Genomic DNA, 13,660 nt, shown 5'->3' with positions numbered 1-13,660 from the left:
GCGTTCAGGCGTCCAGCCAGCGGGCCAGCGCGGCCCGGCCGGCCAGCGTCAGGAAGCCGTCGGCGTCCAGCCAGTCGCGCACGCGCAGCTCGCGCACGAGCCCGAGCGCGTCGCGCGGTGCCGGACCCTCGCCGCGGGACATGAGCGCGCTGGTGCCCGGCTCGATGGTCCAGCGGCCGGAGTCCAGCGCGGCCAGCGCCTGGCCCTGCTGCGCCGTGGGCTGATCGAGCGGGTGCGGGCCGGCGTCGCCCAGCGGATCGTCGCCGACCGGCGGCGTCGAGGCGGGCTGGGAGTTCGCGGCGGACGGGCCCCACGGAGCCTTGAAGCTCGAGGGATCGAAGGTCGACGCGTCGAACTGCTCGGCCTGGGTGCGCAGCCACGTGCCGGCCTCGTCGACCCAGCCCCGGGCCTGGTCGGGGTCCACGCCGATCGAGCGGGCCACATCGTCGAGGTCCAGCTCGGACAGGCGATCGACAGCGCGATTGACCTCTTCACCGATCGCGCGCAGCGCGTCCTCGAAGCTCTTGCGGGGGCTTTCCTCGTCGCTCATGGCATCGAGTATGGCGCGCGAACCTGCAGCGCAGATCAAGAGGAGCGCTACAAGGTGACCCGTGCCGCCGCGCAATCTCGTCAACCTCAACGCCGTCGCCAAGGGCTACGGCGCGCGCTCCGTGCTGCAGGGCGTCTCGCTCGGGGTGGCCGAGGGTGAGCGCATCGGCATCGTCGGACGCAACGGCGACGGCAAGTCGACGCTGCTGCGCCTGATCGCCGGCCTGGAGGAGCCCGACGCCGGCGCCGTGACGATGACGGGCGGCGTCGATCTCGCCGTCATCGGCCAGGGCGACGACCTGGATCCGCAGCACACGATCCGCCAGGCGCTGGTCGGCGACCGCGCCGACCACGAATGGGCGGCCGACAGCACGTTCCGCTCCGTGCTGGACGGGCTGCTGGGCGGCGTCGAGCTGCGCCGCTTCGCCGACGGGATGGACACGCGCATCGCCCCGCTGAGCGGCGGCGAGCGCCGGCGGATCGCCCTGGCCCGGATGCTGCTCGGCTCCCCCGACCTGCTGCTGCTGGACGAGCCGACGAACCACCTCGACGTCGAGGGCGTCGACTGGCTGGCCCGCCACCTGGCCGGCCGCCGCGGCGCGCTGCTCGTCGTCACCCACGATCGCTGGTTCCTGGACGCGGTGTGCACGAACACCTGGGAGGTCGTCGACCAGGGCGTGCAGCAGTACGAGGGCGGCTACGCGTCCTACGTGCTGGCCCGGGCCGAGCGCGCCCGCCAGGAGTCCGCCCGCGAGGAGCGCCGCCAGCAGCTGCTGCGCAAGGAGCTGGCCTGGCTGCGGCGCGGGCCGCCGGCCCGCACCGCCAAGCCGAAGTTCCGCATCGAGGCGGCCAACGAGCTGATCGCCGACGAGCCGCCCGTGCGCGACGCCGTCGAGCTGCTGCGCTTCTCCACCTCGCGCCTGGGCAACACCGTGCTCGAGGCCGAGGACGTGTCGGTCTCCTTCGGCGATCGCGCCCTCCTGCGCCAGGCCACGTGGCGGCTGGGCCCGGGCCAGCGCGTCGGCCTGGTCGGGGTCAACGGCTCGGGCAAGACGACGCTGATGAACGTGCTGGCCGGCACGCTCGCGCCCAGCAGCGGCCGCGTGGTCACCGGCCAGACGGTGAAGCTCGCCTTCCTGACCCAGGACACCGCCGAGATCCCCGGCCAGCTGCGCGCGCTGCAGGCGCTGGAGGAGGTGCGCGGGCGCATCCGCACCGGCGACGGGAGCGAGCTGACCGCGGGCCAGCTGGCCGAGCGCTTCGGGTTCCGTGGCGACCGCGGCCGCACGTTGGTGCGCGACCTGTCGGGCGGCGAGCGGCGGCGCCTGCAGCTGATGCGCCTGCTCATGGGCGAGCCCAACGTCCTGCTGCTCGACGAGCCCACCAACGACCTCGACATCGACACGCTGACCGCGCTGGAGGACCTGCTCGACCAGTGGCCGGGCACGCTCGTCGTGGTCAGCCACGACCGCTACTTCGTCGAGCGCGTGTGCGACGACGTCTTCGCGCTGGCCCCCGACGGCTCGATCCGCCACGTCCCCGGTGGGATCGATCAGTACCTCGACGAGCGCCGCGCCGTGGCCGAGCCGCCCCGCGTGGCCGCCGGTGGCCGCGCGGCCCCGGCCGGCGCCGTGGCGCGCGCCGCCCGCAAGGAGGTCGCGCGGCTGGAGCGCGAGCTCGATCGCCTGGGCGCTCGCGAGGCCGAGCTGCACGAGCAGATGGCCGCCGCGGCCACCGACCACGGCCGGCTGCGCGCGCTCGACGACGAGCTCGCCACGCTGCGGTCCACGCGTGACGAGCTCGAAGCGGCCTGGATGGAGACCTCCGAGACGCTCGAGGGTTAGTTGGGGGCGTGCACCCCGGGTGTCTGCGGGTCGCGGTTGCGCCCGAAGATCTGCACCGCGACGTCGGGGCGCGACGTCGTGTCGACGCGCCCGACGAGCTGGCAGACCGCCCCGGGGAACGGCGTCGTCGACGCGTTGTTGCCGTAGGGGTCGGTGTACCAGCGGGTCGCCCCCGCCGCGTTGCGCACGGACGGCCCGTCGAGATACACGTCGCGATACGTCCCGTTGTAGGGCGAGCGCAGGTCGTTGTAGGCGTACGGCGTGGCGATCGCCCCGTGCTCGGTGGCCTCGTCGCACTCGACGCCGTGCGCGCGGTTGCCGTTGGGCAGCACCTCCCAGCACAGGTCCAGCGACCGGCGCAGGCCTGCGCTGACCGACGGATCGGCGTAGCGCGCCGGGTTGAACACGCCGAAGCCCGTGTTGTAGGTGGCCAACGGCTGTCCGCTCCCGTCGGCGCTCTCGTGCAGCGCGTTGGCCGACTGCCACTTCTCATACAGCGCCCAGGCCGAGGTGGTCCGGCCGGCCGGCACGAGGAAGCTCGTCTGGACGCACGTGCGGTCGGGGATCGAGCGCGAGCCGGTGCCCGTCGGGTAGCCGTTGTTCGTCGTGGTCACCGTGGTCGCCGGATCGCAGGCCCGCGTGTACTGACCGGGTGTGCCGAAGCGGCTGACCACGTCGGAGATGATCTCCGTGCCGTCCGAGCAGCGCGACGCGTACAGCAGCTCGTGCACGTTGTTCATCGTCGCGTCAGCCGAGTGCGAGCCCTGGTGGACCATCACCAGGTAGTCGCAGGTCACCCCCAGGTCGGTCCCGTCGGCGGCCAGCAGGCGGACGTCGTTCTCGACGTCGACCTTGTAGCCCGGGTTGTCCTCGCCGCGCTTGGGCGTGCCGTGGTCGGTGGACCACGTCTCCAGCGCCTCGGTGGCCAGCCCGAACGGAACGCCGGCGTAGCCCTCGTACCCGCCCGCCGCCATGTGCGCGGCCACCCACCCGAAGATGTCGGAGGTGTGCGGATCGAGGCCGTGCTCGTGCCCGAAGGTGCACTCCGCGCCCGTCGCCGGGTTGACCACGGTGGGCGGGTGCCAGGTCGGGTAGCGCTTGCCGTCCGGCCCGACGACCGAGAAGCGGTCGTGCAGCGTGGCCGGGCAGGTGTCCAGCGCGGTCGGCGCCCAGGCGCGGGTGCTGGCCGCCACCGAGGCGGGCACGAGCGGCAGCAGCGGCGGGATCCCGGAGGTGTCCGGCGGCGGTGTCGCGACGCCCCCGCCGCCGGCCGCGGGGGTCGGCGGTTCGGGAGCCGCCGGCGCGGCCTGCACCGCGGGCGGCTCGGATGCGCTGGGCGCCGAGGCCTCGGGCCGGGTCGGCGTCGAGGCCGCGCTCAGGCGCAGCGTCAGCGTGCCGGTCAGCTTGCGCCCGCCGGGCAGCGTCACGCGGTAGGCGATGCGGTCGGTCCCCACGGCGCCGCGGTCGGGGCGATAGCGGGCGCGACCGGTCGCGGCGTTCAGGCGGTCGACGGTCCCGTGTGCCGGGAAGCCGGTGATCGCCCGCTGGCCCCCGCCGGTGCGGCCGTGGGCCACCCAGCGGGCCCGACCCCCCGACGCGACGCGGCAGTCCAGCGCGACCGTCACCGCCGACGTCCCGGCCGCCACCACCTGGGTGGCCGGCCGGCACGTCGTCCCGGGGGCGGCGTGCGCCGCCCCCGGAAGCATCGTCAGCGCGGCCGCGAGGCCGAGCCCGAGCGTGCGCGCCGTCACCGCTCACCGGCCGGGCGCACGGCGACGCGCACCGTGCGCGTCTGGCTGCCGGCGGTCAGGCGCACCGAGGCGTTCAGCCGCCCGCTGCGCTTCAGCTTGGCCACGACCGACCGGGGCAGGGTCACCCGCACCGTCGTCGTCGCGCCCGAGCGCACCGACCAGCGGACCGTCGACAGCTTCCGGCCGGCGATCGTCACCACCAGCGAGCCGGCGCAGGTGCCGTCGCTGTCCACGCAGCGCACCACGAGCGGCATCCGGCGGCGCTGATCGACCTTCGACCGGCGCGTGGCCAGCGTCGGCACCGCCGTCCTGGTCGACGTCGACGGCCCCGTGCTCGGGCCGGTCGTGCCCGGGCCGGCGCCGCTGGGCTCCGCGGACGGCGCCGGCGTCTGCGGGGTGGCCTCGGGCTCCGAGGACCCTCCGCCCCCGCCGCCGACCGGCGTCACCGCCGGCGCCGGCTTGGGCGTCGGCGGGCCGGGCATCAGGACCACCGACACCTCGCCGGAATCGGTGCGATCGCGGCGGTATGCCTGATCGGACCCGATGGCCAGGTCGGCGGCACCGTTGCCGTCGACGTCGCCCAGCGTGGCGATCGTGCGGCCGAACCGCTCGCTCGTCGTCTGCCCCTCCAGCTTCGACCCCTGCGCCGGGGTCAGCGTGGCCAGCGACAGGTAGTGCGTCGTGTCCGCCGGGTTGGCGGGCACCAGGCCCGACGCGGCGTCGTTGGCCGGCAGCGTCGTCGGATCCACGACGCCGTACAGCAGGGACACCGAGCCCGAGCCGGCGGCGTACGCGCCGACCGCCAGGTCGTCGGCCCCGTCGTGGTTGACGTCGCCGGCGGCGGTGATCCCGTAGCCGGTCGACGAGCCGGGCGCGCCGAGGATCCGGTACCCGCGGGTGCCCAGCGCCGCCGTGTCGATGACCACGCCCGACGGCGTGCTGGTGCCGTAGACGACGTAGGCGGCGTCCGAGTTGGCCGCCGACGTGCTGTCGGCGCCGGCGATCAGGTCGTCCAGGCCGTCGCCGTTGACGTCGCCCGCCGCGCCCAGGCCGATGCCCACGCGATGGCTGGCGAACGCGCCCGCGACCGCCAGGATCGACTGGCTCGGGTCGGTCAGGTCCACGACGCCGCGCTTGGCGCCGCTGACCACCCAGGCCGTGCCCGCCGCACTGCGCGCGGCGCCGCCCGGAGGCGTGTAGGCGTAGGTGTACGAGCTCATGGCCAGGTCCGGCGTGCCGTCGCCGTCGACGTCGCCGACCCGCACCAGCGGGCTCATCGTGGACGGGGCGCGGAACTCGGCCAGGACGGCGCCGGGATCGGCCAGGTTCTGCGTCGTGGTCGAGGCCTGACCGGCCACGAGGTACACGCGCGGCGCGGTGTTGGCCATGATCGCCAGGTCGCTGAGCCCGTCCCCGTTGACGTCTCCGACGCCGAGGATCGCGTATCCGAGGTGGTCCCAGGCGTCCGCGTTGGCCGCGTAGCCCGCGGCGTCCGGCGTGGCCGGCTCAGGCGAGGTGATCATGTACCCCGCCGAACCGAGGTTGCCCAGGTCAGGGACGTCGCGCGTGGCGAAGTCCCGCGCCCCGAAGACCACGTAGGCGCGACCGCGGGCGACCGAGGTGATCGAGGCGCCGGCGGGCGTGCGGCCCGGGTACTCGTAGGCCCAGGCGCCGACGACGAGGTCGTCGATGCCGTCGCCGTTGACGTCGCCGGCGCACCCGACGCCGGTGCCGGTCTGGGCCTTCTCGCCGACGCCCTGCAGGAACACGACGCGGCCGCGCGGCTTGGTGGCCAGGTCGGCGCCGCCGAACCCGGGACCGCCGAGCGTCACGTACGCGCCGCCCTCCCAGGAGAGCGCGGGGACGTTGGTGCTCCACAGCGGAGCGCCCTCGATCACGTCGTCGTAGCCGTCGCCGTTGACGTCGCAGGCGCCGTCGGCCAGCGCACCGCCGGTCGAGTCGCCACCGTCGCCCTGCAGGCGGGCCAGCGGCTGGTCGGCGAACAGGAAGGAGGCGAACGGATCGGTGTCGGCGCCGTCCTCGGTCGAGCGGCCGCTCAGCCGTGCGGTGGTCACCGGGCCGCCCGCCGAGGAGGCGATGCGCAGCAGGCCGGTCTTCCACCCGCCGTCGGTCGGCGCGAAGGCGACCGCGACCGTGCAGGACTGCCCGACGTTCAGCGCGCCGCTGGCGCAGCCGTCGCTGGTGATGGCGAAGTCGTCGGCGTCCAGGCCGTCGAGCGTCGCGCCGCTGACCGCCAACGGGCCCGAGCCCGTGTTGGTCAGGGTGACCGAGCGCGGCGCGGAGGTGGCGGCGCCCTGATCGGCGAAGACGACGGCGGGCTGCGAGAGCGACGTCGCGGCCTGCGTCCCGATGCCGTCCAGCGGGAAGTTGGGCCCGTAGGAGGCGATCACCAGCGAACCGGTCTTCACGCCGGGCGACGTCGGCGCGAAGGTCACGTCGACGGTGCAGCTGGCGCCGGTGGTCAGCGCCGCGGCGCTGCAGGTGTCCGCGCCCTTCGTGTAGCCGGTGCCGGAGACGGTGACCGCGCCCAGCGTGTAGGACGTCGGCGCGTTGTTCGTCACGGTGATCGTCTTGGTGGTCGACGAGCCGACAGGCTGGCCGCCGAAGCCCGGTCCCGAGGCCGACAGGTTGCGGCCGGTGCCGGTGAACGTCGGGCTCGTGGCCGTCGGGGCGTTGGAGGTGACCTGCAGCGCCGCCGCGTGCGGGCCGAGCGCCGTCGGCTTGTAGGCCACGGTGACCGTGCAGGTCGCGTTGGTGATCAGCGTCTTGGCCACGCAGTTGTCGGTGACGATCGTGAACTGGCCCGGATCGGTGCCGACCAGGCTCGTGCCGGTCGTCGTCACCGCGTCGGTGCCGGTGCTGCGGAAGGTGAAGGTCTTCGTGGCCGAGGCGACGCCGTCGACCTGGCGGTTGGCGAAGTCCAGGGTCGACGTGGTGGTCAGCGTCGCGGTCGCGGCCGCGTGGGCAGAGCTGGCTGCGAGCAGCGAGACGAGGACCAGCGCCAGGGCAGCGGCGAGCGCCGCTCCCCGGCGAGCCGGAGGCGAGTACATGGAAGGGAACGTCCTTGTGCGCGTGGGAGAAGGCGCCGGGTCCGGCCCGGCAGAGTTAGGGTGACCTAACTCTTAGGGCACCCTAACACACGTCGAAGGTGCTAGCGGGTGACCCGCAGGTCGTAGCGGATCGTCTCGTCCTTGTAGCGGACCCAGACCCGCGCGGGCAGCGACTCGTGGCGTTGCAGCGCGGCCTTCAGCCGGGCGCGCTCCTCCGAGGTCGTGCCCAGCCAGATCGGCCACGCCCGCTTGGTCGTCACGTGCCGGCGCGAGACCGTGGCGAGCTTGACGAACCCGTTGCCGACGCGGACCTTGCCGCCGACGAGCATCGAGCCGGCGTGCGGCACGCGCATGGTGATCCGCACCCCGCCGTCGCGCACGACGTGCTGGAGCTTCTCGTAGCGCGCCCGCATCCGCGCGGCCAGCGACAGGCCGGGCGGCGGCGTGCCGTACGAGCCGTCGGGCCACGACGTCTGCGCGGCCGAGTTGCTCGTGCCGCCCTCGCGCTCCTTGACCATCAGCGTGGCCCGCACCTGACCGTTGCCGCCGCTGGTGTCCTTGCCGTCGGTCGAGTAGACGTCGGCCTCGGTGATCCAGGTGCCCAGCGTGTCGCCGCGCACGTCGATCAGCAGCGTGCCTTCCTGCTGGTTGACGTAGTCGCCCATCTGGCACTTCACGAACGTGCCTTTGACGTAGCACGACTGGCCGCCGTACAGCTTCGTGCCCAGGATGCGCAGCCCGGCGGGAACGACCGCCTGGATCCACACGCCGGTGGCGCTGTTGGGGCCGTTGTTCTTGATCGTGAACTTCAGCTCGCTGTTCTCGTCGCGGTAGATCGGCTGACGCACCGCGTGACCCCAGATCGTCATGTCCTCCTTGCAGCCACGCTTGGGACATGTCTCCGCCGCGGAGGCGACCTCCGCCCCGACGAGGGCGATCGTCACGACCGCCAGGAAGCAGCTGACCATCCGTGTCATCACCCAAGACGGTACCGAGACCGCCGGAGCGTCATGCTGGATTCGTGCTGGAGATTCGCGGCGAGCAGACGGCCCTGATCGACGAGGCGCTGGCGCTGCGGGCGCGCGGCGGCGGAGACGTGGCGCGTTGGCGCGCGCGGCTGATCGACGACGACGGGCGCTCCTGGCGCGCGCAGGCCGATCGAGCCGACCAGCTGGCGGCCACGTGGGCGCCAGCCAAGAGCGGCACGGGACCGGTCGCCGCGCTGGGATCGCTGCGCCCCGTGCGCGTCGAGGTGCGCGCCGAGACGGCCGACGGCGGCGCGGTCAGCCGCACGCTGGACCGCCGGCTGCTGGCCGACGGCGTCAACGTGCGCCGCTGGCGCGCGCCCGCTCCGGCCGCGACGCTGCTGCTGCCGGTCGGCGCGCCCGCCGCGGCGGTGTTGATCGATGCCACCGCGGGCGAGGCGGCGGCGGTGCTCGCGGGCGCGCTGCTGGCCTCTCGCGGCGTGCTCGCGCTGGTCGTCGGTGCGCCGGTCCGCGGCGGGCTGCCCGGCGAGGCGCTCAACCAGGCCGGCGACCTGCTGGCCGGCGTCCCGGCCACGACCGGGCTGACGATCACCCGGCTGGACGCCGCCGCCGTCGGTGTGCCCCCCGGCGTGCCCGCGGTCCCCGCGGGCGACCCCGCCGCCTGGGACGCGCTACTGGAGCGCCTGGGCGCGGCGCCCCGGGACTAGACGACCCGGGCCAGGAGCGCGCCGAGCATCGTGGCGATCAGCGCGAAGCCCAGCCCCACCCCCACGGCGTTCAGCAGCGCGCCGGCGCAGGCGCCGGCGAACCGGGCGGGGGCATCGCGCCAGCGTGCGTGGCCCGCGTAGAACTCGCGGCGCAGCTCGCGCGGGACGACGTAGGCCAGCGCGCCGGCGCAGCAGACGCCGATCAGCACCCACAGTCCCACTACGTCGACCTTCATGGTGGGGAATCTTACGACGCGCGCCAGCGCAGGTACCCCTCGTGGTCCATGCCGGGGAAGCGCGTGGCCGTCAGCAGCTCCACCGGCGGGCCGGCCTCGGCGACGAGGCTGCAGGGCACGAACGCGTCAGGCGCCGGGTTGTCCCAGGTCTCCAGGCCGCCCAGCAGGACCTTCTCGAACCGCGGCCCGAACAGGGTCAGGTTCGTCGCGCCCGGGAGCGCCGCCGAGGGGGCGAGCAGGCCGCGATAGCCGGCATCGCGCAGCTCGTCGGCCAGGCGGCGGGCGGCGGTGTGCGGGCCGATGGCCAGCGCCGGATCCAGCCCGCAGGCGGCCAATCGGGCGAAGGTCGACAGGTCGGCGATGTCGCGCTCGCGGACGAAGACGAGCCACAGCCGCCGGTGGTACTGGTGCGCGCGTTCGGCGTCGCGGATGCCCTCGTAGCGCACGAGCTCGGCCCAGGCGCCCAGCGGCTCGAGCGCGAGGTACTGCGCGTAGCCCTGCCCGCTGGCGTGCCAGCGCCCGGAGCTCTGCGAGGGGATCGGCTCGCCGGCGGCGTGGTAGAGCGGCGGCCAGCGGGGCGACACCTGGCGGTAGGCCGACCAGGCGCCGGCGACCCGCTCGGGCTCAGTCCGCCAGCTGGCCACGCAGCCCTCGCGCCAGCGCGGTCAGCGGCTCGCGCGCCGCCGCCGGCCCCTGGCGATCGAGCACCTCCAGGGGCGTGCGGCCGTCCAGCTGCGCGCGCGGCGCATCGAACCACAGCAGCACCCCGCGGGGCGTCATCGACGCGCGCAGATGGGTCAGCACCTGCGCGACGAGCACGACGCGGTCGGCGTTGCGGGTCACCGGGCGCCCCGCCCGCCAGGCGCCCACGGTCTTGGTCGAGACGCCCAGCAGGCGCCCGAGCTCGCCGGCACCCGCGCTGGACAGCGTCGCGAAGACGAACTCCGCGGCCGCGCGCGGCTGGTCCAGCGCGTCGTGCTCCAAGCGGCGCCCGACGCGACGCACGACGTCGCCCACGGCCAGCGCCGCCAGCTCGATCGCGCCGCCCGGGTCGCCCTCGTCGGGCGCCTGCTCGATCGCCCGGCGCAGGCCGACCGCCAGCTCGAACATGCGCCCGGCGTCGTAGTCCTCCCCACCCTCGGGCAGCGCGCGCACGAGGGCGAGCATCGCGTCCTCCAGGCGCGTGAACCAGTCCAGCCGCGCCCGCGCGCCGCCGGGCGGCGGCTCGGCCAGCAGCGCCTCGACGGCGCCGGCCCGGTCGGTCAGCTGATCGGTCGTGGTCCGCAGAACTTCCATCTGGCCACGAAGTTTACCGGAGTCGCGGACGGCTCCGTCCGGTCCGCGCGGTGCGGTTCGTCTCCCCAGGCATGGCGCCTCCAGCGACGATCGCGGTCATCGGCGACCGCGACGCCTCCCATCGCACGCATCGCGCGCTCGACGCCACGCTGCAGCTGCTGTCGCCCGGGGTCGACGGCCGCTGGCTGGCCAGCGACGCCCCGGACCTGGCCGCCCAGCTCGACGCCTTCGACGCGGTGTGGTTCGCGCCCGGGACACCGCACCGCGATCCCGACGCCGTGCTGGCCGCGCTGCGGCGCGCGCGGATCGGCGGACAGCCGACGCTGGCCACCTGCGGCGGGTTCCAGATGGCCTGCGTGGAGATCGCCCGCACCGAGCTCGGCCTCGACGCAGCGGTCGAGGAGCTCGATCCCCAGGCGCCCGATCCGTTCGTGGCCCAGCTGGGCTGCTCGCTGATCGGCCAGACGCGCACGGTCACGCCGGTGGCCGGCACGCGCCTGGCCGCGCTGATGGGCCCGGCGCCGTTCGACGGCTTCCACTGGTGTCGCTTCGGGGTCCCGGAGGCCTCGGTCGCGGCGCTGGAGTCGGTCGGCGTCGTGGTCAGCGCCCGCGCGCCCGACGCGGGCGTCGAGGCGATCGAGCTGCCCGGCCACCCGTTCTTCGTGGCCACGCTGTTCCAACCGCAGATCGCGGCCGAGCGAGGCCAGGTGGCGCCGCTCGTGCAGGCGCTAGTCAGCCAGCTCGCGCCGGCCCAGCGCGATCAGTAGCGCGTCGTTGGCGCCCTCGCCGATCTGCGTCTGCGGTGCGTCGCGGCGCAGGCGCGCGAGCTCGGCGTCGGCGGTGTAGGAGCGCGACGCGGCCAGGCGCGCGGCCCGGTCGACCGCCCACACCGCCGTGTCGCTGGCCACGATCTTGGCGGCGATCGCCACCTCGCCCGCGTCTTCGGTGCCGGCGTCGATCGCCGCGGCGGCCCGGGTCACCGCGCTCTCGACCACGATCAGGCGGGCGCGAAGCTCGCCCAGGCGCATCTGCGCGTGCGTGTGGTCGCCGAGCACGCCGTCGCCGATCTCGCGGTCGGCCGACTCCGCCACCGCGTTGACCAGCGCCCGATCGGCGATGCCCAGCCCCCGGCAGGCGACGTTCACGCGGCCCACGTCCAGCGCGTCGAGCATCTGCCGGACGCCCAGCCCCAGGCCCGCGTCGCCGCCCAGCACCTCGGCGCGGGGCGCGTGCAGGTCCGCGAACGTGAAGACGGCGGACTCGACGCCGCGGTAGCCGACCTTGTCCAGCTCGGCCATGCGCCACGACTCGGTCCCCCGCCCGGAGGTGGGCAGGATCACGCACGACGGACGGTCGGTGCCCTCGACCATGGCCAGCAGGAAGATCACGTCGGCCGACAGCCCGCCGGCCACCCAGCGCTTGCGTCCGTTGAGGATCAGGCCGCCGTCGCCGTCCGGCCGGGCGCCGCACTCCAGGCGCTTGAGGTCGCTGCCCGCCTGCGGCTCGGTGATCGAGAACGAGGCGATCACCTCGCCCGAGGCGATCCGCGGCAGCCACAGCTCGCGCTGGGCCTCGCTGCCGTGGCGGACCAGGAGCGTCGTGGCCAGCCCGGTGGGGTTGACCGCGCCGGTCAGCGAGATCCAGCCGTGCGAGAGCGCCCGCCACACGGGCGCCAGGTCGGCCACGCCCAGGCCCGCGCCGCCGTACCGGGCGGGCACCAGCGCGCCGGGGATGCCCAGCTCGACCAGGCGCGCGAACACCTCGTCGGGCAGGACGTCGTCGCGATCCCAGTCGGCGACGCTGGGCAGGACGACCGAGGAGACGAGCTCCTCGGTCGCGGCCAGCAACTGCCCTGCGTCTATGAGAGGCGCTCCACGATCATCGCCTCGCCCTGGCCCTGAGCCACGCACATGGTCTCCAGGCCGTACGTCCCGTCGGTCGTCTCGAGGTCGTTGAGCAGCGTGGTCATGATGCGCACGCCGGTCATCCCGAACGGGTGGCCCAGCGCGATCGCGCCGCCGTGGGGGTTGAGCTTGTCGTAGTCGAAGCCCACCTCCTCGGCGATCGGGATCACCTGGGCGGCGAACGCCTCGTTGAGCTCGTAGATGTCGATGTCACCGATCGCCATCCCGGCCCGGTCCAGCGCCTTCTTGATCGCGCCGATCGGCGCGACGCCCATCAGCTCGGGCTCGTTGCCCCACGTGGCGGCGGTGATGATCCGCGCGCGCGGCTTGAGGCCCAGCTCGGCCGCCTTCGTGTCGCTCATGATCAGCGCCGCGGCGGCGCCGTCGTTGAGCGGGCACGAGTTGCCGGCCGTGACGGTCCCGCCGGGGCGGAACGCGGGCTCCAGCGAGCCCAGCTTCTCCAGCGTGGACGAGGCGCGCGGGCCGTCGTCCTTGCTGACCACGGTGCCGTCGGCCAGCGTGACCGGCACGATCTCGCGGTCGAAGAAGCCGCTCTCCTGCGCGGCCACGGCCCGCTCCTGCGAGCGCTGCGCGTACTCGTCCTGCTGCGCGCGCGTGACGCCGTACTTCTCGGCGACGTTCTCCGCGGTCAGGCCCATGGCGATGAAGGCGTCGGGCTGACCCGGCTCCTTGCCCTGGAGCTTCTCGTTCTGATCCTCGGGGTGCGCGGCCTCCTGTGCCCCGTTGTAGCGGGAGACGAACTCCACGCCACCGGCGACGAAGATGTCGCCCTGCCCCGCGCGGACGCTGTTGGCCGCGATGCGGATCGCATCCAGGCCCGACGCGCAGTAGCGGTTGATCGTCGACCCGTTGGTCGTCTGCCCGAGCTTGTCGCTCAGCAGCACGGCCAGGCGGGCGATGTTGTTGGCCTGCAGACCCTGCGGCAGGCCACAGCCCGCCACGAGCTCCTCGACCGTCGACGGATCGACGTCGGGGTTGCGCTCCAGCAGCTGGTCCACGATGAAGGCCAGCGTCTCGTCCGGACGCAGCGAGGCCAGCGAACCCTTGAAGGCACGGCCGACGGGCGTCCTGACCGCGTCGACGATGACGGCTTCAGGCATGGGAACTTCCTTTCGATGAGGTAGCCCGGCGGTCGCACACCACGGGCAGGTTTATCCCCCGGCGGTCGCACACCACGGGGCCTACGCCGTTCATTCTACCCCCTTCGTTGACTCGACAGTCAACCCCGCCACCGGGCCGGCGAGTCGCGTCTGAGTGGCGCTCCGCGCCACTGAATCGCGAATCGATCCCGCTGA

12 protein-coding genes are annotated in these 13,660 nt (G+C 74.3%); 3 read left to right on the top strand and 9 right to left on the bottom strand.

The features are described 5' to 3' along the window. Positions 1-4: 4 nt before the first annotated feature. Positions 5-550, bottom strand: coding sequence for a hypothetical protein (locus ACZ5UI_RS04425; RefSeq protein ID WP_464194626.1), 546 nt, complete (start codon positions 548-550; stop codon positions 5-7). 61 nt (positions 551-611) lie between these two features. Between ACZ5UI_RS04425 and ACZ5UI_RS04420 the strand changes: the two genes are divergently transcribed. Then, positions 612-2,393, top strand: coding sequence for an ABC-F family ATP-binding cassette domain-containing protein (locus tag ACZ5UI_RS04420; protein ID WP_464194624.1), 1,782 nt, complete (start codon positions 612-614; stop codon positions 2,391-2,393). On the opposite strand, the gene ACZ5UI_RS04415 is transcribed toward ACZ5UI_RS04420, so the two are convergent. The 3 genes from ACZ5UI_RS04415 to ACZ5UI_RS04405 form a co-directional block, all read right to left on the bottom strand. Further along, a complete protein-coding gene (locus ACZ5UI_RS04415) occupies positions 2,390-4,144 on the bottom strand; it encodes a hypothetical protein (protein ID WP_464194622.1) in 1,755 nt (584 codons plus the stop codon). The two genes, ACZ5UI_RS04420 and ACZ5UI_RS04415, sit on opposite strands and share 4 nt — an antisense overlap. Then, a complete protein-coding gene (locus tag ACZ5UI_RS04410; protein ID WP_464194620.1) occupies positions 4,141-7,215 on the bottom strand; it encodes a choice-of-anchor D domain-containing protein in 3,075 nt (1,024 codons plus the stop codon). The genes ACZ5UI_RS04415 and ACZ5UI_RS04410 overlap by 4 nt, the downstream gene beginning before the upstream one ends. A 101-nt stretch (positions 7,216-7,316) precedes the next feature. After that, positions 7,317-8,192: a hypothetical protein gene (locus ACZ5UI_RS04405; protein ID WP_464194618.1), complete on the bottom strand. Its 876-nt coding sequence runs from the start codon at positions 8,190-8,192 to the stop codon at positions 7,317-7,319. Between the two features lie 44 nt (positions 8,193-8,236). Here ACZ5UI_RS04405 and ACZ5UI_RS04400 point away from each other — a divergent pair, with 44 nt between their 5' ends. Further along, positions 8,237-8,908 (top strand): hypothetical protein, encoded by a 672-nt coding sequence (locus tag ACZ5UI_RS04400; RefSeq protein ID WP_464194616.1) that lies wholly within the window; start codon positions 8,237-8,239, stop codon positions 8,906-8,908. Here ACZ5UI_RS04400 and ACZ5UI_RS04395 read toward each other — a convergent pair. Genes ACZ5UI_RS04395 through ACZ5UI_RS04385 form a run of 3 tightly spaced genes read right to left on the bottom strand, consistent with a single transcriptional unit; the run spans position 8,905 to position 10,440 of the window. Then, positions 8,905-9,144: a hypothetical protein gene (locus ACZ5UI_RS04395; protein WP_464194614.1), complete on the bottom strand. Its 240-nt coding sequence runs from the start codon at positions 9,142-9,144 to the stop codon at positions 8,905-8,907. The genes ACZ5UI_RS04400 and ACZ5UI_RS04395 overlap by 4 nt on opposite strands. A gap of 11 nt (positions 9,145-9,155) precedes the next feature. Beyond that, positions 9,156-9,788 (bottom strand): RES family NAD+ phosphorylase, encoded by a 633-nt coding sequence (locus tag ACZ5UI_RS04390; RefSeq protein WP_464194612.1) that lies wholly within the window; start codon positions 9,786-9,788, stop codon positions 9,156-9,158. Further along, positions 9,769-10,440, bottom strand: coding sequence for a hypothetical protein (locus ACZ5UI_RS04385; RefSeq protein ID WP_464194610.1), 672 nt, complete (start codon positions 10,438-10,440; stop codon positions 9,769-9,771). The genes ACZ5UI_RS04390 and ACZ5UI_RS04385 overlap by 20 nt, the downstream gene beginning before the upstream one ends. Positions 10,441-10,511: 71 nt before the next feature. Between ACZ5UI_RS04385 and ACZ5UI_RS04380 the strand changes: the two genes are divergently transcribed. Then, positions 10,512-11,207 (top strand): CTP synthase, encoded by a 696-nt coding sequence (locus ACZ5UI_RS04380; RefSeq protein WP_464194608.1) that lies wholly within the window; start codon positions 10,512-10,514, stop codon positions 11,205-11,207. Here the strand turns inward: ACZ5UI_RS04380 and ACZ5UI_RS04375 are convergent. Further along, positions 11,169-12,287: an acyl-CoA dehydrogenase family protein gene (locus tag ACZ5UI_RS04375; protein ID WP_464194606.1), complete on the bottom strand. Its 1,119-nt coding sequence runs from the start codon at positions 12,285-12,287 to the stop codon at positions 11,169-11,171. The two genes, ACZ5UI_RS04380 and ACZ5UI_RS04375, sit on opposite strands and share 39 nt — an antisense overlap. Before the next feature lie 11 nt (positions 12,288-12,298). Continuing rightward, positions 12,299-13,465 (bottom strand): acetyl-CoA C-acyltransferase, encoded by a 1,167-nt coding sequence (locus ACZ5UI_RS04370; protein WP_464194604.1) that lies wholly within the window; start codon positions 13,463-13,465, stop codon positions 12,299-12,301. Between the last annotated feature and the right edge of the window lie 195 nt (positions 13,466-13,660).

This window comes from Conexibacter sp. JCM 18997, assembly GCF_055391915.1.
The sequence above is the reverse complement of the archived record's forward strand: the minus strand, read 5'-3'. Positions and strand labels throughout refer to the sequence as shown.

Coding starts and splice junctions, on each gene's coding strand:
- ACZ5UI_RS04425 (WP_464194626.1), bottom strand. CDS start 550: ATGAGCGACGAGGAAAGCCCCCGCAAGAGCTTCGAGGACGCGCTGCGC.
- ACZ5UI_RS04410 (WP_464194620.1), bottom strand. CDS start 7,215: ATGTACTCGCCTCCGGCTCGCCGGGGAGCGGCGCTCGCCGCTGCCCTG.
- ACZ5UI_RS04405 (WP_464194618.1), bottom strand. CDS start 8,192: ATGACACGGATGGTCAGCTGCTTCCTGGCGGTCGTGACGATCGCCCTC.
- ACZ5UI_RS04395 (WP_464194614.1), bottom strand. CDS start 9,144: ATGAAGGTCGACGTAGTGGGACTGTGGGTGCTGATCGGCGTCTGCTGC.
- ACZ5UI_RS04385 (WP_464194610.1), bottom strand. CDS start 10,440: ATGGAAGTTCTGCGGACCACGACCGATCAGCTGACCGACCGGGCCGGC.
- ACZ5UI_RS04380 (WP_464194608.1), top strand. CDS start 10,512: ATGGCGCCTCCAGCGACGATCGCGGTCATCGGCGACCGCGACGCCTCC.
- ACZ5UI_RS04370 (WP_464194604.1), bottom strand. CDS start 13,465: ATGCCTGAAGCCGTCATCGTCGACGCGGTCAGGACGCCCGTCGGCCGT.